Annotated in this window: 17 protein-coding genes and 1 pseudogene; 7 read left to right on the top strand and 11 right to left on the bottom strand. The window is 70.2% G+C overall.

Features of this window, described 5'->3' with window-relative positions:
* The first annotated feature begins 160 nt into the window (after positions 1-160).
* The 3 genes from ACWD4B_RS17790 to ACWD4B_RS17780 all read left to right on the top strand — a co-directional run bounded on the left by ACWD4B_RS17790 (position 161) and on the right by ACWD4B_RS17780 (position 3351).
* Complete coding sequence (locus ACWD4B_RS17790; RefSeq protein ID WP_451421595.1) at positions 161-1462, top strand: LolA family protein; 1302 nt, start codon at positions 161-163, stop codon at positions 1460-1462.
* Between the two features lie 76 nt (positions 1463-1538).
* The gene (locus ACWD4B_RS17785; RefSeq protein WP_451421594.1) at positions 1539-2477 is read left to right on the top strand and encodes an ABC transporter ATP-binding protein; all 939 of its coding nucleotides are present in this window, start codon (positions 1539-1541) and stop codon (positions 2475-2477) included.
* Positions 2464-3351 (top strand): ABC transporter permease, encoded by an 888-nt coding sequence (locus ACWD4B_RS17780; protein WP_451421593.1) that lies wholly within the window; start codon positions 2464-2466, stop codon positions 3349-3351. Before ACWD4B_RS17785 ends, ACWD4B_RS17780 begins: the two co-directional genes overlap by 14 nt.
* A gap of 43 nt (positions 3352-3394) precedes the next feature.
* On the opposite strand, the gene ACWD4B_RS17775 is transcribed toward ACWD4B_RS17780, so the two are convergent.
* The 3 genes from ACWD4B_RS17775 to ACWD4B_RS17765 form a co-directional block, all read right to left on the bottom strand.
* Positions 3395-4333, bottom strand: a complete 939-nt coding sequence (locus ACWD4B_RS17775; protein ID WP_451421592.1) for a M28 family metallopeptidase — start codon at positions 4331-4333, stop codon at positions 3395-3397.
* A 63-nt stretch (positions 4334-4396) separates the two neighbouring features.
* Complete coding sequence (rarD, locus tag ACWD4B_RS17770) at positions 4397-5365, bottom strand: EamA family transporter RarD (RefSeq protein WP_451421612.1); 969 nt, start codon at positions 5363-5365, stop codon at positions 4397-4399.
* 165 nt (positions 5366-5530) lie between these two features.
* Positions 5531-6337: a hypothetical protein gene (locus tag ACWD4B_RS17765; protein WP_451421591.1), complete on the bottom strand. Its 807-nt coding sequence runs from the start codon at positions 6335-6337 to the stop codon at positions 5531-5533.
* Between the two features lie 367 nt (positions 6338-6704).
* Here ACWD4B_RS17765 and ACWD4B_RS17760 point away from each other — a divergent pair, with 367 nt between their 5' ends.
* The 3 genes and pseudogenes from ACWD4B_RS17760 (at position 6705) to ACWD4B_RS17750 (ending at position 7794) form a co-directional block, all read left to right on the top strand.
* Positions 6705-7235, top strand: coding sequence for a hypothetical protein (locus ACWD4B_RS17760; protein WP_451421590.1), 531 nt, complete (start codon positions 6705-6707; stop codon positions 7233-7235).
* Positions 7236-7322: 87 nt separating this feature from the next.
* Positions 7323-7643 (top strand): annotated as a pseudogene (locus tag ACWD4B_RS17755) (hypothetical protein); the annotation flags it as partial.
* Positions 7627-7794, top strand: a complete 168-nt coding sequence (locus ACWD4B_RS17750) for a DUF397 domain-containing protein (RefSeq protein ID WP_451421589.1) — start codon at positions 7627-7629, stop codon at positions 7792-7794. The pseudogene ACWD4B_RS17755 and the gene ACWD4B_RS17750, both read left to right, overlap by 17 nt.
* Before the next feature lie 15 nt (positions 7795-7809).
* Here the strand turns inward: ACWD4B_RS17750 and ACWD4B_RS17745 are convergent, their stop codons facing one another.
* Both ACWD4B_RS17745 and ACWD4B_RS17740 read right to left on the bottom strand, forming a co-directional pair.
* Complete coding sequence (locus ACWD4B_RS17745; RefSeq protein WP_451421588.1) at positions 7810-8244, bottom strand: DUF6924 domain-containing protein; 435 nt, start codon at positions 8242-8244, stop codon at positions 7810-7812.
* Between the two features lie 107 nt (positions 8245-8351).
* A complete protein-coding gene (locus tag ACWD4B_RS17740; RefSeq protein WP_451421587.1) occupies positions 8352-9002 on the bottom strand; it encodes a DUF7691 family protein in 651 nt (216 codons plus the stop codon).
* A 184-nt stretch (positions 9003-9186) separates the two neighbouring features.
* Here ACWD4B_RS17740 and ACWD4B_RS17735 point away from each other — a divergent pair, with 184 nt between their 5' ends.
* Positions 9187-9855, top strand: a complete 669-nt coding sequence (locus ACWD4B_RS17735) for a DUF998 domain-containing protein (protein WP_451421586.1) — start codon at positions 9187-9189, stop codon at positions 9853-9855.
* Here ACWD4B_RS17735 and ACWD4B_RS17730 read toward each other — a convergent pair.
* The 6 genes from ACWD4B_RS17730 to ACWD4B_RS17705 form a co-directional block, all read right to left on the bottom strand.
* Positions 9815-10369, bottom strand: coding sequence for a Uma2 family endonuclease (locus ACWD4B_RS17730; protein WP_451421585.1), 555 nt, complete (start codon positions 10367-10369; stop codon positions 9815-9817). The genes ACWD4B_RS17735 and ACWD4B_RS17730 overlap by 41 nt on opposite strands.
* 111 nt (positions 10370-10480) lie before the next feature.
* Complete coding sequence (locus ACWD4B_RS17725; protein WP_451421584.1) at positions 10481-12490, bottom strand: APC family permease; 2010 nt, start codon at positions 12488-12490, stop codon at positions 10481-10483.
* A 96-nt stretch (positions 12491-12586) separates the two neighbouring features.
* The gene (locus ACWD4B_RS17720; protein WP_451421583.1) at positions 12587-13666 is read right to left on the bottom strand and encodes a 2-oxoacid:ferredoxin oxidoreductase subunit beta; all 1080 of its coding nucleotides are present in this window, start codon (positions 13664-13666) and stop codon (positions 12587-12589) included.
* Positions 13659-15599, bottom strand: a complete 1941-nt coding sequence (locus tag ACWD4B_RS17715; protein ID WP_451421582.1) for a 2-oxoacid:acceptor oxidoreductase subunit alpha — start codon at positions 15597-15599, stop codon at positions 13659-13661. Before ACWD4B_RS17715 ends, ACWD4B_RS17720 begins: the two co-directional genes overlap by 8 nt.
* Positions 15600-15930: 331 nt before the next feature.
* Complete coding sequence (locus ACWD4B_RS17710) at positions 15931-16602, bottom strand: response regulator (RefSeq protein ID WP_451421611.1); 672 nt, start codon at positions 16600-16602, stop codon at positions 15931-15933.
* A gap of 132 nt (positions 16603-16734) precedes the next feature.
* Positions 16735-18060 (bottom strand): sensor histidine kinase, encoded by a 1326-nt coding sequence (locus ACWD4B_RS17705; RefSeq protein ID WP_451421581.1) that lies wholly within the window; start codon positions 18058-18060, stop codon positions 16735-16737.
* Positions 18061-18154 lie beyond the last annotated feature (94 nt).

Raw genomic sequence — 18154 nt, 5'->3', positions numbered from 1 at the left:
GAGTTGATCCCGTCGGCTGATGACCGTCCACGGTCGTTTTGGTGGAATGGAAGACGTCCCCACCACCGAGCGGTCGGGCCACTGTTGAGCCTTCGGTGCGGACACGGTGCATGACGTGCACGGTTGCACAAGACCGCCGCAGACGACGGAGGTAGAGCACATGGCACGGATCCAGCCGACACCAGGGGCCGAGGGCGCCGACGGCGCGGGCACGGCACCCGGCGCGGCCACGGGCCGCCGCAAGGCCGTCCGCTACGCGGTGCCGGTCGTGGTGGCGGGAGTCGCCGCGTCGGCCATCGGGATCGGCTCCGCCCTCGCGAGCTCCGGCGCCCCCGACCTTCCGAAGATCAGCGCGCAGGACCTCATAGCCAAGATGGCCGCGTCCGACACGCAGCAGATGTCGGGCACGGTGAAGATCAGCACGGACCTCGGCCTGCCCGCCCTGCCCTCGGGCCTCTCGATGGGCGGTGACGCGAAGGGCAAGGCGAAGGAGGGGGCTTCCCCGCAGGCCAAGCTCACCGAACTCGCCTCCGGCACGCACACGCTGCGGGTGGCCGCCGACGGTCCGGACAAGCAGCGGGTGTCGATCGTCGAGCAGTCCGCCGAGTACAGCGTCGTCCGCAACGGCGACCAGGTCTGGGCGTACGACAGCGCGAGCAACACCGCCTACCACTCGAAGGCGCAGCAGGAGCAGCACGGCGGCAAGGGCCGCGAGCAGGCCCACGGCGGGATGCCCGGCGACGTGAAGGACGTCTCGCCGCAGGAGATGGCCAAGAAGGCCCTCGCCGCGGCGGACGACACCACGGCGGTCACGGTCGACGGCACGGCGAAGGTGGCCGGGCGGGACGCCTACCAGCTGGTGATCAAGCCCAAGCAGTCCGAGACGACGGTGGATTCGATCCGTATCGCGGTGGACGCGAAGAACGGTGTGCCGCTGAAGTTCACGCTCTCGCCCAAGGGCGGCGGCAAGGCCGTGGTCGACGCCTCGTTCACCAAGGTGGACTTCGGCAAGCCGGCGGCGGACACCTTCTCGTTCACCCCGCCCAAGGGCGCCAAGGTGACCGAGGCCGGCAAGGACGGCCGGCAGGAGAAGAACGGCCCCGAGGCCAAGGGCAAGCTCCCCGAGGGCATGAACGGCCTCGACGGCCTGACCGGCGGCGCCGGTCACCAGGGCGGCTCGAAGGTCATCGGCAAGGGCTGGGCGTCCATCGCCGAGTTCAAGGGCGACAAGGCCGCGGTCCCGGGCAAGGGCAAGAGCCAGGGCGCCGACAAGAACGGCGACAAGAACGGCGAAGCCTCCAAGCTCCTGGACAGCTTCGGCTCCAAGGTGACGGGCGACTTCGGCTCGGGCCGCGTCTTCAGCACCCGGGTGGTCAACGCCCTGATGACGGACGACGGCAGGGTCTACGTCGGTGCGGTCTCCAAGGATGCACTGATCAAGGCGGCGGACGCGGCCAAGTAGGCCGGGCGCCGGTCCCGATCGTCACCCCGGCCGCGGCCCGGCCGGGGTGACGTGCGCGTCGGTGAAAGGAGCGGCCATGGAGCCGGAACCGGTGATCGAGACACATGCGCTCACCAAGCGCTACGGCCGCGGCCGGCCGGCCGTCGACGGCCTCGGCCTCGTCGTGCCGCGCGGCAGCGTCTTCGGCTTCCTCGGCCCCAACGGCTCCGGGAAGACGACCACGATCCGCATGCTCATGGGCCTGATCGAGCCGACGTCCGGCGTCGCGCGGGTCCTCGGCGAACCGATGCCGAAGGCGGGGCGGCGGGTGCTGCCCCGGGTGGGGGCCCTGATCGAGGGCCCCGCGCTCTACGGCTTCCTCGACGGCCGCGACAACCTCGTCCGGCTCGACGCCGCCGACCCCGCCGCGGACCCCCGCACCCGGTCCGCCCGGGTCGGCGAGGCGCTGGACCGGGTGGGCCTCGCGGCCGCCGCGGGCAAGAAGGCGCGGGCGTACTCGCTCGGCATGAAGCAGCGACTCGGCCTGGCGGCAGCCCTGTTGCAGCCGCGCGAGCTGCTGGTGCTGGACGAGCCGACCAACGGCCTCGACCCGCAGGGCATGCGCGAGATCCGCACCCTGGTGCGCGGCCTGGTCGCCGAGGGCACCACGGTCTTCCTCTCCTCCCACCTCCTGGACGAGATCGAGCAGGTCTGCACGCACGTCGCGGTGATGTCCCAGGGGCGGCTGCTCACGCAGGGCACGGTGGCCGAACTGGCCGCCTCCGCGCGCGGCCGGCTGTCCGTCACCACGCCCGACACGGCCGAGGCCGTGCGCGTCCTGAAGGAGCACGGAGTGAACGACCTCGTGGTCACCGACGACCGCGTGACGGGCGAACCGCCCGCTGCCGATCCGGCGGACCTCAATGCCGCACTGGTCCGCGCGGGCGTCCGGGTACGGGCCTTCGGCGCCGAACGGGCGTCGCTGGAGGACGCGTTCGTGGCACTCACCGGGGAGGGTTTCGATGTCGCAGGCTGAGGTGTCGCAGGCCGAGGTGCTGTCGGTACGGTCCGGGCGCCCGAACCCCCTGTGGAGCCTCTCGCTCTTCCGCAACGAGATCCTCACCGTGTTCCGGCGCTGGCGCACCCTGGCGCTGCTGGGCGTGCTGGCGGCGGTGCCGGTGCTGGTGGGCATCGCGGTGAAGATGGAGACGGGCCGGGGCGGCGGGAGCGGCGGGACGGGCCCCGCCTTCATCAACCAGGTCACCAACAACGGCCTGTTCCTGGTCTTCACGTCGCTGGCGGTGACCCTCCCCTTCTTCCTCCCGATGGCCGTGGGCGTCGTGGCGGGCGACGCCGTCGCCGGGGAGGCGTCCGCCGGCACCCTGCGCTACCTGCTGGTGGCCCCCGCGGGCCGGACCAGGCTGCTGCTCGCCAAGTACGCCTCCACGCTGGTCTTCTGCCTGGCGGCGACGCTCGTGGTGGCGGTGTCGGCCCTGACGGTCGGGGCGCTGCTCTTCCCGCTGGGCGACGTGACGCTGATCAGCGGCACGACGGTGTCCTTCGGGAACGGCCTGCTGCGGGCCCTGGCGATCGCGGGCGTGGTGGCGGCGTCGCTGACGGGCCTGGCGGCGCTGGGCCTGTTCGTCTCGACGCTCACCGACAGCGGCATCGCGGCGATGGCGACGACGGTGGGCCTGCTGATCACGGTGCAGATCCTGGACCAGTTCCCGCAGCTGCACGCGGTGCAGCCGTACCTCTTCCCGCACTACTGGCAGAGTTTCGCGGACCTGCTGCGGGACCCGGTGTGGGGCGAGCAGCTGCTGCGGAACCTGGGGCTGCAGGCGCTGTACGCCGCGGTGTTCGGCTCGGCGGCGTGGGCGAGGTTCACGACGCGGGACGTGACGGCGTGAGGGGGTTGCCGGGGCCCGGCGACCCCCTCACGGGCCTACGGGCCTACGAACCGCTCAGCTTCCACACGGCGGAGGCGATGGCCGCCGTATTGGTCCCGAGCGCGGTGTCATCAAGGTTCGCCGCGGTGTCGCACGACTGGTGATAGCACGCGTCGAACGCCTGCCCCGCCGTCCCGCCCCACTGGGCGGCCTGCGCATCGGTCTTGATGTAGTCGGCCCCGCTGAACAGCCCGCCCACGGGAATCCCGGCGTCCTGGAAGGGCGCGTGGTCGGACCGGCCGTCCCCTTCGTGATCGACCTCGGTCGCGATGTTCTTCGCCGCGAACCAGTTCTCGAAGAGCCCCTGCAGACGGGAGTCGTACCCGTAGACGAAGTACCCGGGGTTCGGTGAGCCGATCATGTCGAAGTTCAGATACTCGTCGATCTTCGAACGGTCGGCGCCCGACAGCTTGTTGACGTAGTTCGTCGAGCCGACCATCCCGAGCTCCTCCGCTCCCCACCACCCGAACCGCAGGTGCTTGTCCGGCTTGTAGCCGGAGCGGGCGACGGCGAGGGCGACCTCCAGGACGCCGGCCGAGCCGGAGCCGTTGTCGTTGATGCCGGGGCCGCGGTTGACGGAGTCGAGGTGCGAGCCGGCGAACACGACGTGGTTGGTGTCGCCGCCCGGCCAGTCGGCGACGAGGTTGTAGCCGGTGGACCCGTTGGACGTGAACTGCTGGACGGTGGTGGTGTATCCGGCCGCGTCCAGCTTGCTCTTGACGTAGTCGAGCGAGGCCTTGTAGCCGCTGCGCCCGTGGGCGCGGTTGCCGCCGTTGGCGTCGGCTATGGACTGGAGCTGGTTGAGATGGGCCTTGATGCCGGCGACGGGTATCTCGGGCGCGTCGGCGGCCGTTGCGGGTCGCGTCGCGGAGGCCGGTACGGCGGACGAGCCGATGAGGGCAGCGGCGAGCAACGCCGCAGCAAGGTGGTTTCTGGGACGCATGTGGGGGGCTCCCAACTCAGTGCTTGACGTGAGCATGATGCTGAGTGGCCCCCCGGACGTGCGTCAAGAGCGGATTTCGGACACCGAATTCCGGTTATCGGAGGGAGGGTTGGAGGGAGCGCCGGAGGGGGAGCCGGACGCCGTGGCCTTCTCCTCCGCACTGCGCAACGCGACCTGCGCCTTCCGTGCCGTCCGCAGCGCATCCCCGACGAGCAGCGCCAGCGCCAGCCAGACCAGGGCGAAGCCCGCCCAGCGCTCGGCCGGCATCGCCTCGTGGAAGACGGCCAGCCCCAGGGCGAACTGGAAGACCGGCGCGAGGTACTGCACCATCCCGATCACGGTGAGCGGCAGCCGCACGGCGGCCACGCCGAAGCAGATGAGCGGCACCGCGGTGAGGGCGCCCGAGCACATCAGCAGCAGCGCGTGCCCGGTGCCGTGGTCGGTGAAGGTGCTGTGGCCCTGCGCCCCGAGGAAGACGAGGAAACCGAGCGCGGGCAGGAACTGGACCGCCGTCTCGGCGGCGAGCGACTCCAGCCCGCCCAGCCCGACCCGCTTCTTCACCAGGCTGTACGAGCTGAACGTGGCGGCGAGGGCGAGGGAGATCCACGGCGGCTTCCCGTAGGCCACGGTCATCACGACCACCGCGGCCGCCCCCACCCCGACGGCCACCCACTGCATGGTCCGCAGCCGCTCGCGCAGGATGAGAACGCCGAAGGCGATGCTCACGAGGGGGTTGATGAAGTACCCCATGGACGTCTCGACGACGTGCCCGGAGTTCACGCCCCAGATGTAGACGGCCCAGTTCACGGAGATGAAGGCCGCACCGAGCGCGATCATCCCGATCCGTTTGGGCTGCCGCAGCAGCGGCCGTATCCACCCCCAGTGCCGCGTCACGGCCAGCACGGCGACGACGGCCACGAGCGACCACACCATGCGCTGCGCGAGGATCTCGGCCGCGCCGGCGGGCTTGAGCAGCGGCCAGTAGAGCGGGAAGAGACCCCAGATCGTGTACGCGGCGACGCTGCAGATCATCCCCTTACGGGTCTCACTCCGTGCGGACGGCGGGTTCGACGTCAAGGTCCCTCCCTGGGTGGCGGTGGATGGATGCGACCCAGCGAAGTTAGCGCCGGGGGCGGGGGTATGTCATTCGTGTCTCGCGTGACGGTCATGACAGTCCGCCGCCCCCTGGCCGGGCTCCTAGCCCACGTCCCACTTCAGCGGCTCCTTGTACCAGCCGCGGGAGTACGTCACGGTCGTGAGCTTCTGCGACTCCGGCACGAGGTAGGGGGTGCAGAGCGTGTGCTCGTCGCCCTTCTGCCAGGTGGCGTCGAGGTCCTCGCTCTTGCAGTCCGCGGGCTTGCTGCCGAGGTCGCCGAACATGATCAGCAGCTTGGTGCCGGGCAGGCTGCCTCCGGAGAGCGTCCCGACGTTGCTCATGATCATGGGGCCCTGGACCGGCGCGTCACCGCCGACGAGCTTGGCGTTCACGTACACCCAGGCGATGGTCTGGCCCGCGTACTTGTCCTTGTCCTTGTCCTTCAGCTCGTCGAGATCCGACGGCTTGCCCATGACGACCTTCTGCGGCGTGATGGTGAACTTCCCCGTCTTGCCGCTGCGTTCGACGTCCTGCGTCTCGGCACTCGGCTGCCCGAGCTTCAGCGGCTTCTGCGGTTTGTCGTCGTCCGCGGTGCCCGGGTGACCGCTCACGCGACTGCTGCTCCCGCTGCTCCCGCTGCTCGCGGAATCCGAGGAGTCCCCTGCATGGGTCGCGATCTGGAAGACCAGGAACAGCACCCAGGCGACGGGGATCAACGCCGCCAGGACGACGGGCCGCCGGCGCAGCGGCACCCCCGGGTCGAGCTGCGGCCCGGGCTGCCCCGGAACCGGCGGCGGGAGCTTGTTCAGCTTGGCCCTGACCGTGAGATTCCAGATCAGCGTGAAAGGGGTGATGGCGACCAGGGATATGGGACTCCACCACCCCTGCCAGAGCGTCTTTCCGGTCATGTCGCGCCATACGGCCGTACCGCAATTCCGGCAGAAAGGGCCCTTCAGGCTGAGGAACCGCATCATGATGAGAATGCCCTGGTGCCCGCGCACGGTGGTGTCGACGGCGGGTATCGCACCGCAGAGCCGGCAGACGGGATGCGGGCCGGGGGCCTGGGCCTGCCCCCAACCCTGCTGAACGGCTTGCTGTCCCTGGAACGGGCCCGGCTGCGGCTGGGGTTGCGGCTGCGATGGTGGTTGCGGCGGGGTGGCCACTGATATCCCCCGGTTTTCTTGAGCGTGCAGAGTAACCGGGAATTTCTATCAGGAACAATGAGGTGGTATGGCGCTGCCGCCTGCATGCGGCGCCTGGACCGGGGGAGTTGGTATGCAGAACGCGAATGGCGCACCCGCGCTCGTCATGGCCGTGGTGATCGTGGGCCTGGTGGTCCGACAACAGCTGCGGACCCGTCCGGTGCGCCGCATCGGCTCGCTGGTCACCCCGGTGGTCTTCGGCGTCCTGGGTGTCGCGGGACTCGCGTTCGGCATCGCCTCGGTGGTCAAGGACCACCCGCTCACCGCGCTGCCCCTATGCCTTCTCGTCGCAAGCTTCTTCGTCGCGGCGGTCTTCGGCGCGGTCAGGGCGCGGACGGTACGGGTCTGGCGCGACCCCCACGGCACGGCCCTGCGCAAGGGCACGACCGCCACCACGGGCCTCTGGCTGGCGTCGGTGGCCGCGCACGTCGGCCTCGGCCTGTGGATCGACCACGCGGCCGGGGCCGGACTGCTCGGTACCGCCTCGGTGTACGCGTACCTGGCGATCGGCCTGGGGACGCAGAACCTCTTGGTACGGGGACGGGCGGCGGGGCTCCCGGCTCTCGTCGACTCACAGGCCCACCCCGCAACACCGTTCCCGTAGTCGAGCCTTCCGATTCGGTGAGGGGCATCGCCGCGGCGGTGCCCCTCACCGAGCTACTCCGAGTGCGCCTCGCGCTGATGCCGGCCCATGACCGTCGTCAGGCGGGCTGCCCCATCCCGGTCGTCGGCTTCGAGGGCCTTGTGCCGTCGGCGCTTGATGTCGGCGCACGTTGCGCACCGGGGGCGCGGGGGTGCCAGCGGCCCCTGCGTGCTGCGCTCGTTGGCATCGGCCACCTTCGCGCTGAGCGCGTCGGTGCTGGTTGCCGGGCGGATGTCGCAGGGGAGTGCCTCCCACTCCCGTCCGGGGCTCGCCCGGCAGAACGCTGCCTTCCGGCGCGCGGATCCCCTCGACTTCCGGGCGGTAGTGGACGAAGCGGCGCTGCGCCGGGTGATTGGCGGTCCGCGGGCCATGGTCAAACAGCATACAAGTCGCGGACGGCATACCTGCTTTGATGCCTGTCCGCGACAGCAAGAACCTCCACGGGCCCACCCTCATCTTCAAAGTCGGCGCATGGTCGGCGTTCGTCACCGGGGTGAAGGAGGGCGTCCTCGCCCGATGACCGCCTTACGACCCGCTACCGGAAGTCGCGGAAGACCCCGTCGTCATCGACCGACTCTGCGAAGTCGTCGAAGTACATGTTGCTCAGCGTGAGATTGTTCTCGATCCCCCAGAACTCGCGCGCGATCACGCGGATCGTGCGGCCTCGCTCCTCCCACAGGTCGATGCAGAGCAGCGGCATCTCGTCCGAGGAAAGGGCGACACCGTCCACGACCACCAGGAGCGGGTGCTCGTAGTCCTCCGGCACCAGGGCGACAAGTTCTTCGGCCGTGAGGCTTCGGCACGCCGTATCGTCGATGAAGTCGACGTTCGCGACGAAGCCTTGCTCGTTCGGCGACTCGATCGCTCGGCAGACGTTCTCCCAGGCCTCCTGATCGGAGAAGTCGGTGCGGACCACCGGCGTGCATTGGGCGGTCGGCAGCGCGGATATCGAAGGACGTTCGTTCGGCACAGATATGGTCTCTCTGCTCTCGGACCCTGCGGCTCCTCCGAAGGGCGACGTGTTGGCCGCACCGTTCCGCTGCGCGAGCCGTGGCGCTTCGCGCGTCCGGGGGCCCATCACGTGAGCGAGAAGAAGAGGGTGTCCTGGGTGTACCAGCCGATGTTCTTCGTTGCGTAGGCCCACTCCTCGTGCTCGAACTCCAGCTTGTCGATGAGTGCTTGAACGTCATACCGGAAGCCAGAGTCCATGTCGCCCAATACCGCGCGGTAGGCGTCGGCGGCGGTCTTTGCCTTGGCCAGGGGCAGGTGTCCGATGGCCGGGTAGCCGTCGATCGCGTACGGGAGGTACGGGAACTCGGGGGGAGGCCCGCCATAGAGGTAGCCATGGGGCAGCAGGTCGGTCGGCACGCCCAGGCGTCGCATTTCCTCGTCCACCAGCCCGAAGAACGTGCTGGGCTTGGAGTAGGTGCCCAGATGGGAGGGGTCGGACGCGTTGTGGTCGATGATGTGCTGCAGTGCAGCGTGGTACGCGTTGCCTGCGTACTCCGCATCCGAGCCGGTGTGCGCGGCGACGAGATGGTCCAGGGCGTCGGGGACTGACAGGCCCCAGTTGACGCCCTGGCGGTCGAGATCGTCCTGGTGGGCCCGGGCGTCCTTGCGCATGCCGGCCAGGCGGCGCAACTGGTCGGCGGAGAACTCGCCGGTGCTGCCCAGGTAGGCCAGGATATCGGCCTTGTCCGCAGTGGAGTACCAGATGTTGTGACTCATGATCGCTATGGTGCCGGGCGCCACTGACAACGTCCCCGACGGGTGAGGGCGGCCATCCCTGGGAAGCGCCCGCATCCGCCGGGGGTCTTCCCTACCCCACACCAGGTGGCTTGCCGGAGTGCCCTGGACCGACGCCGCATGATCCGCTGTCCGTGCGATTGAACACACGGAAGAAGGCGGGAAGTTGAAGGCGCGGATCGGATATCTGGCATGGGTCGTCGGCGTGGTGCAGTTCTTCGTGATGCACGTGATCGTCGAATCCGCCTGGGCGAGGCCGTACAGCTGGGCCGCGAACAACATAAGCGACTTGGGCAACGCTCACTGCGCCGTGCAGCCGGACCCCACGCCGCGCTACATATGTTCGCCCGAACACGCCCTGATGAACGGCTCGTTCATCGCGCTGGGCACCCTGCTCGTCGTCGGCGCCGCCCTCACCGGCGCCCTGTGGCGCAGGGGCGCGGTCGCGGCCACGGCCCGGGTCCTGGTGGCCGGCGCCGGTGCGGGGTTCGTGCTGGCCGGGCTGGCGCCTTCGGACGTCGACGAGAATCAGCACGTGCTGGGCGCCCTGCTCATCATGGGAACGGGCAACATCGGGCTGCTGCTGGCGGGAGCCGGTCTGGCGGACGACGTCCCGCGTTCCCTGCGCAGGGCGACCCTCCTGCTCGGCGTCGTGGCGATCGCGGCCTTCGGGTGCTTCCTCTCCGAGCACTATCTGGGGCTCGGCATGGGCGGCATGGAACGGGTCGCGGTGTTTCCCCTCCTGGTGTGGGCGCTGGCCGTCGGCGTCCGTGGCTTGCGGCGAACGCGAAGCCTCAGCGGACGTAGTTCTTCAGGATCTCTGTGTCGAGCGTGATGCCGACCGGGTCGGGGAGCGTGACCTGCTCACCGAAGGGCGCTCGGTGGATGTCGCGGTAACAGCCGCTCTTCCGGTCGGGGTTGATGTGGCCCACGACTTCGGCGGAGTCGCGATCGACAAGGAGATGGACAGGCACGCCCGCAGCAGCGTACGCAGCCGGCTTCTCCTGCCGGTCGCGGCTGTTGGTGCCGTCGTCGGTCGAGGTCACCTCGACCGCCATCAGGACACCGTCAGGGTCCGACCACTCGCCGTGCCCCACGAAGTGTCCCACTGGAGCGAGCACCCCATCCGGGCGTGCGCGTCCGTTGCGGTCCTTCCCGACCTTGAGACCCCGGCCCGGAACGAGGTTGAGGTCCGGGCGGGATTGCAGGCACTGCCTGAGCAGCCACATGACCACGGTGCCGTGGGAGCCGTCCGCTCCCCGCTTCTCCCCGATCCGTCCGTCGACGAACTCCAACGTGACGGTCTCGGGCGCCGCCGAGGCGACCTGCTCGAACTCCTCCACCAGCATGCGGAACGTCGCACCCCCTCCCGGGTGAAGGCCAGCTTCGCCGACTCTCGGCAGCGTCCGGATCCCTTTGCCCTCGACTCCCCCGAACGGGGTGTGAGGGGGCCGTCCCCCTCACACATCCGCCTCCGTCGCCCCCGACCGCGCGGAGCGCAACAGCTCCATCGCCCGCGTCACATCGAACGGCAGGATCGTCACGGCCACGTTCGGCAGTTGCTCCAGCACGCGCGCGATCTCGTTGCCCGTGTCGCGGTGCAACAGCCGTCCCAGGGGCGTCGAATGGGTGCGTCGCGGGATCAGCAGCGTCAGGGCCGTCGTGCCGTCCTCCGTCGTGCGGGCCGCCAGATCCGCCACTGCGCGGCGGAGGCGGCGGTCGGGGCAGTTGACGAGTTCCAGGGGGACCGTCGTGCCGGGGGTCTCGTCCCAGCGGGACACCAGGCGCCGGGCCCGTGATTCGTCGATCATGAAGTGGACGGCCCGGACCTCGTCCGGGCGCAGTTCGTGGGCGTAGCGCAGGGCCTTGACCGTCGCCAGGTCGAGGCCGTCCACGAGGACGTACACCACGTGCCGGCGCCACCGCGGGCGGTCCGTCGTGAACGTCGGGACGTTCTCCAGCGCCTCGGCCTCCTCGCGGTACTGGCGGTTGATGCGGATCAACGCCCAGACGCCGACCGGGAAGACGACCACCACCAGCCACGCGCCCTCCGTGAACTTGGTGATCGCGAAGATCACGACCACCATCGCGGAGGTCACGGCCGCGGCCAGGTTCACGCCGATCTTGATGCGGCGGTACGGCTCGTCGAGCCGCCAGTGGTGGGCGGTCATGCCGGCGGCCGCCATGGTGAAGCCGGTGAAGACGCCGATGGCGTACAGCGCCACGAGCTTGTCCACGCTGCTGCCCGTGACGAAGAGCAGCGCCAGGGAGACGACCGTGAGGCAGATGATGCCGTTGGAGAAGGCGAGGCGGTGGCCGCGCCGGGTCAGCTGGCGGGGGAGGAAGCGGTCCTCGGCGACGAAGCTGGCGAGGAACGGGAAGCCCGTGAAAGGGGTGTTGGCGCCCGTGTAGAGGATCAGGGCCGTCGCCAGCTGGACGTACACCAGGCCCGCCGTGCCCAGCCAGCTGCTGCCGAAGATGAGGTGGGCCTCCTGGGCGATGACGGTCGGGTTGCCGTCGACGTAGGGGATCGCGTGCGTGAAGTGCGCGAGCGTGGAGACGCCCAGCACCATGATGCCGAGGATGATGCTCATCGCGGTCAGTGTGCGGCGGGCGTTGATGCCCTGCGGACTGCGGAAGGCGGAGACGCCGTTGGAGATCGCCTCCAGGCCGGTGAGCGAGGAGCCGCCGTTGGCGAACGAGCGCAGCACCATGAACAGCGAGGTGCCGTACAGCCAGCCGTTGCCGGACGTGCCGAGCGGGATGGCGCCGTGCGCGTGCACGTCCGCGTGCGGCAGCCCGGTGGTGAGGGCGCGGACCAGGCCGACGGCCAGTATCAGGGCGACGGCCACCATGAAGAGGTAGGCCGGTGCGGCGAAGGCCCGGCCCGCTTCGCGGATGCCGCGCAGGTTGCCGTACATCAGGACCACCACGACGCCCACGGTGATGGGGAGCTTGAGGTGGTCCATGCCCGTGTAGCCGTTGCCGACGAGGTGGGCGAGGGAGATCAGCGCGTCGGTCCCGGCGGCGGTCTGGACGGCGACGGTGACGATGTAGTCGACGAGCAGGGCGACGGCCGCGATCTGGGCGATCCGCGGCCCGAAGTTCTCCCGGGCGACGACGTACGAGCCGCCGGCGCGGGTGTAGACGGAGACGACGTCCCGGTAGGAGAGCGTCAGGAGGAGCAGGACGAGCAGGATCGCGCCGGTCACCGGCATCAGCAGCGTGAAGGCCGCCACGCCGACGACCGGTACGAGGATGCGCAGCATCTCCTCGGTGCCGTACGCGGTGGAGGAGATGCAGTCGGAGGCGAGGACGCCGAGTGCCAGGGGGTTGGAGAGTTTCTCCGCGGCGAGCTGCTCGGTGACGAGCGGGGGGCCGAGGAGACGGCGTTTGACACGGTAGGCGAACCGGTCGCGGATGACGACGGGTGCGCCGTCCCCGTCGAGGGGCGCTTTTGAGTCGGCCATGGCCATATCAGAACGGTTCCCGGGCCGAAACACCGTCAGACGCCCCGGCCGGGCACCCGATTCGGGTGCCCGGCCGGGGCACGGCAGCGGTACGGACTAACCGACGACGGTCCATGTGTCGTTGCCCGTGAGGAGCGTGGCGAGGTCGCCCTTGCCCTGCTGTTCGACGGCGGCCTCCAGCTGGTCGGCCATGAGCGTGTCGTAGACGGGCCGCTCGACGCTGCGGAAGACGCCGATGGGCGTGTGGTGCAGCGTGGTGGGGTCCGCGAGGCGGGAGAGCGCGAACGCGGTGGTGGGGGACGCCGTATGGGCGTCGTGCACCAGGATCTGCGCCTCGTTCTCCGCAGTGACGTCGACGACCTTCAGGTCGCCGGTGGCCTGGTCGCGGACGACGCCCTTGGAGTTGTCGGTGCCGAAGCGGATGGGCTGCCCGTGCTCAAGGCGGATGACCGCCTCCTGCGCCTGCTGCTTGTCCTTCAGCACCTCGAAGGCGCCGTCGTTGAAGATGTTGCAGTTCTGGTAGATCTCCACCAGTGCCGTGCCCGGGTGGGCGGCGGCCTGGCGCAGCACCTCGGTGAGGTGCTTGCGGTCGGAGTCGACGGTGCGGGCGACGAACGAGGCCTCCGCGCCGATCGCCAGCGAGACCGGGTTGAACGGGGCGTCCAGCGAGCCCATCGGCGTCGATTTGGTGATCTTGCCGACCTCGGAGGTGGGGCTGTACTGGCCCTTCGTCAGGCCGTAGATCCGGTTGTTGAAGAGCAGGATCTTGAGGTTGACGTTGCGCCGGAGGGCGTGGATGAGGTGGTTGCCGCCGATGGACAGCGCGTCGCCGTCACCCGTGACCACCCAGACGCTCAGATCCCGCCGGGAGGAGGCCAGGCCCGTGGCGATGGCCGGGGCGCGACCGTGGATGGAGTGCATCCCGTAGGTGTTCATGTAGTACGGGAAGCGGGAGGAGCAGCCGATGCCCGAGACGAAGACGATGTTCTCCTTCGCCAGGCCGAGTTGGGGCATGAAGCCCTGCACGGCGGCGAGGACGGCGTAGTCGCCGCAGCCGGGGCACCAGCGCACTTCCTGGTCGGACTTGAAGTCCTTCATGGACTGCACGGCTTCGGCCTTGGGCACCAGCTTGAGCGCCTCGATGGAGGACACGCCCTCCGAGAGCGTCTCAGTCATTGATGGCCTCCTTGAGCACATCGGCGAGCTGCTCGGCCTTGAACGGCATTCCGCTCACCTGGGTGTAGGAGCGGATGTCCTTCAGGTACTTCGCTCGCAGCAGGGTGGCGAGCTGACCGAGGTTCATCTCCGGCACGACCACCTTCTCGTAACGCCCCAGCACGTCCCCGAGATTCCCCGGGAAGGGGTTGAGGTGGCGCAGGTGGGCCTGGGCGACGGTGCCGCCCGCGGCGCGCACGCGGCGCACGGCCGCCGTGATCGGCCCGTACGTCGAGCCCCAGCCCAGCACCAGCACCCTCGCGTCGCCCGTGGGGTCGTCCACGGAGAGATCGGGGACGGTGATGCCGTCGATCTTGGCCTGGCGGGTGCGGACCATGAAGTCGTGGTTGGCCGGGTCGTAGGAGATGTTGCCCGTGCCGTCCTGCTTCTCGATGCCGCCGATGCGGTGCTCCAGGCCCGGGGTGCCGGGCACGGCCCAGGGGCGGGCGAGGGTCTGCGGGTCGCGCTTGTACGGCCAGAAGACCTCGGTGCCGTCGGCGAGCTCGTGGTTGGGGGAGGCGGCGAACTGCACGCGCAGGTCGGGGAGTTCGTCCGTCTCCGGGATCCGCCACGGCTCCGAGCCGTTGGCCAGGTAGCCGTCGGAGAGCAGGAAGACCGGGGTGCGGTAGGCGAGCGCGATACGGGCCGCGTCGAGCGTCGCGTCGAAGCAGTCGGCCGGGGTGCGCGGTGCCACGACGGGCACGGGTGCCTCGCCGTTGCGCCCGTACATCGCCTGCAGCAGGTCGGCCTGTTCGGTCTTGGTCGGCAGGCCGGTGGAGGGGCCGCCGCGCTGGATGTCGACGATCAGCAGCGGCAGTTCGAGCGAGACCGCGAGACCGATGGTCTCCGACTTCAGGGCGACGCCCGGGCCGGAGGTGGTGGTCACCGCCAGCGCACCGCCGAACGCGGCGCCCAGGGCCGCGCCGATGCCCGCGATCTCGTCCTCGGCCTGGAAGGTGCGCACACCGAAGTTCTTGTGCTTCGACAGCTCGTGGAGGATGTCGGAGGCCGGGGTGATCGGGTACGAGCCGAGGTAGAGCGGCAGGTCCGCCTGGCGGCCCGCGGCGATCAGGCCGTACGCCAGCGCCAGGTTGCCGGAGATGTTGCGGTAGGTGCCCGCGGGGAACGCGGAGGTCGCCGGGGCGACTTCGTAGGAGACCGCGAAGTCCTCCGTGGTCTCACCGAAGTTCCAGCCGGCCCGGAAGGCCGTCACGTTCGCCTCGGCGATGTCCGGCTTCTTCGCGAACTTCTTCCGCAGGAACGCCTCGGTGCTCTCGGTCGGCCGGTGGTACATCCACGACAGCAGGCCGAGCGCGAACATGTTCTTGCTGCGCTCCGCCTCCTTGCGGGAGAGACCGAACTCCTTGAGCGCCTCGATCGTCAGCGTCGTCAGCGGCACGGGGTGGACGCTGTAGCCGTCCAGGGTGCCGTCCTCCAGCGGACTGGAGTCGTAACCCACCTTCGCCATCGCCCGCTTGGCGAACTCGTCGGTGTTGACGATGATCTCGCCGCCGCGCGGCACGTCGCCCAGATTGGCCTTGAGCGCGGCCGGGTTCATCGCCACCAGCACGTTGGGCGCGTCGCCCGGGGTGAGGATGTCGTGGTCGGCGAAGTGCAGCTGGAACGAGGACACTCCCGGCAGGGTGCCTGCGGGGGCGCGGATCTCGGCAGGGAAGTTCGGCAGCGTCGACAGGTCGTTGCCGAAGGAGGCCGTCTCCGATGTGAAACGGTCTCCCGTGAGCTGCATGCCGTCACCCGAGTCGCCCGCGAACCGGATGATCACCCGGTCCAGCCGGCGGACCTCCTTGATGACCGGGTTCGCCCCGGGCGGGGAGTCCCCGCGGGGCTCGGCGGAATCGGCCTCTCCGGCCGGGCTGCTGACCTGGCTGGTCACTGCTTCGGACCTCCCTCATGGCGGCGCCGCGCCGGTGGTGGTGCCGAGCGGCGTTCCCATGGCCATCGTACGTGGGCAGGCCTTGGCCGACGGGGGAGGATCACTTGACCAACCGCGGTGGTAAGTGTGCTTTTGTCCCTGTTTGTCATGGTCTACTCGCCCCCCGTGCCCCCGGACCGGCGTGATGCCCCGCTGGTCCTTTGGTCCCGGTCCCGTGGTCGTAAGCCCTGAACCCGCCTTTCCGCTTGGCGCCGGGCGGGGCGTCCGACCAGGGGTTGCGGCTGCAATGTGACATTCCGTCAACCGGGTGCGGGGCGGGCGCCCGCCCCGCTCAGGACCGGAGGTGGGTCAGCACCGCGAGCACGCGCCGGTGATCCCCGTCACTCGGCGACAGGCCCAGTTTCAGGAAGATGTTGCTGACGTGCTTCTCCACGGCGCCGTCGCTCACCACCAACTGCCGTGCGATCGCGGAGTTCGTCCGCCCCTCGGCCATCAGCCCCAGCACCTCGCGCTCCCGCGGCGTGAGCCCGGCCAGCACATCCTGTTTGCGGCTGCGGCCCAGCAACTGGGCGACGACCTCGGGGTCCAGCGCCGTGCCGCCGCGGGCCACGCGCACCACGGCGTCCACGAACTCGCGGACCTCGGCGACCCGGTCCTTCAGCAGATAGCCCACGCCCTGCGTGCTGCCGGCCAGCAGCTCGGTCGCGTACTGCTCCTCCACGTACTGCGAGAGCACCAGCACGCCCAGGTCCGGGTGCTCGCGGCGCAGCTGGACGGCCGCGCGCACTCCTTCATCCGTATGCGTCGGCGGCATGCGGACGTCGGCGACCACCACATCGGGCAGGGCGTTCTCGTCCGCGAACTCCTTGATGGCCTTCAGCAGCGCCTCGGCGTCACCGACGCCCGCGACCACCTCGTGCCCCCGGTCGGTCAGCAGCCGGGTCAGGCCCTCCCGAAGCAGCACCGAATCCTCGGCGATGACCACCCGCACCCTGTCCTCCACGATCTTCGGCCCCCCTGGCACGACGCTGTTCACGTGTCCAGCATCGCAGCAACCGGACCCCGAACGGGGGCCGCGCCCCGTAAGGGGCGCGGGGAACTGCGCGACCAGCCACAGCCGACCCGCAGATCCCGACTAGCGATCCCGCCAGGGCAGCTCGGCCGTGACAACGGTCGGTCCCCCGACGGGGGAGTCCACGACGAACACGCCGTCGACGGACCCGAGCCGCTCGGCCAGCCCGGAAAGCCCACCACCGGTGGCGGTGCCGGCTCCGCCACGCCCGTCGTCGTGGACCTGCAGCATCAGGCGGTCCGCGGACCGCCACACCTCCACGCGCGCCGCGCGTGCCCGGCTGTGTTTGCTGACGTTCTGCAGCAGCTCGGAGACGGTGAAGTAGGCGATGCCTTCGATGGCGGCTGCGGGCCGGGTGCCCACGTCCACCGAGACGCCCACCGGCACGGTGCACCGCGCGGCCAGCGCCGACAGGGCGGGGCCCAGGCCGCGGTCGGTGAGGATGGCGGGGTGGATGCCGCGGGCGAGGTCGCGCAGCTCCTGCAGGGCGAGCTTCACCTCGCCGTGCGCCTCGTCGACCATCTTCGCGGCGGCCTCCGGGTCGGCCGCCAGCTTCTCCTTGGCCAGACCGAGGTCCATGGCGAGGGCGACGAGGCGGGCCTGGGCGCCGTCGTGCAGGTCGCGCTCGATGCGGCGCAGGTCGGCGGCGGCGGTGTCCACGGCGACGCCGCGGTCCTGCTCCAGTTCCGCCACCCGGGTCGCCAGCCGGGACGGGCCCAGCAGGCCCGTCACCAGCAGCCGGTCCACGTGGGCGAGGCCGCGGATCACCCACGGGGTGCCGAGCACCAGCAGCAGGCCGAGTGCACAGGTCACCCCGATCGCGAAGGGGGTGCCGAGATAGACGGCGCGCCCGCTGTCGTCGCCGTAGAGCTGGATGCCGGGCCGGCCGACGTAGGTGGGGAAGACCCACTGCCAGGCCGGGTACAGGAACAACGCCCAGCTGTACGTCCACAGCACCAGCGAGACGGAGAACGCGAACACCGCCCACGGGAGGTGCAGCACCGCGTAGAGCATGTGCCGCCACGACGTACCGCTCTTGAGCAGGGCCCCCACCCAGGCCATCGGGCCGCTGCGGCCGTCGCGGACGCGCGGGTTCACCGGCTCGGGCTCCGCGATCTCCAGGCGCAGCAGCGCCCGGGCCCGCGCGCGCTCCAGCACGCCGAACCCGCGCGCGCCCGCGAGCGCCAGCGCCAGCACCGGCACCCCGAGGAAGGTGACCAGCAGGCCCGCGCCGAGGGCGGTCATCGTGACGGCGTAGGAGAAGAAGACGACGGCCAGCGGGAGGCCGAGCAGCAGGTGGAGGAACTCCCGCCAGGTGCGCCCTTCGAGCGGCGCCCGCAGCGCGGCGGGAACCCGGGGGCGGGGGGTGGTTGCGTGGTGGATCGCCATACCGTCCAGCCTCCCGGGAAGGGAGGACCGGAACCATCCGGTGGATCGGTGTCTGGGGGGTGGGGATGTCCCTACCCTTCCGGTGAGCCCCGCC

The sequence above is a fragment of the Streptomyces sp. NPDC002536 genome (assembly GCF_053594995.1).
Note: the sequence above shows the minus strand (reverse complement) of the source record. Positions and strands in the feature narration are given on the sequence as shown.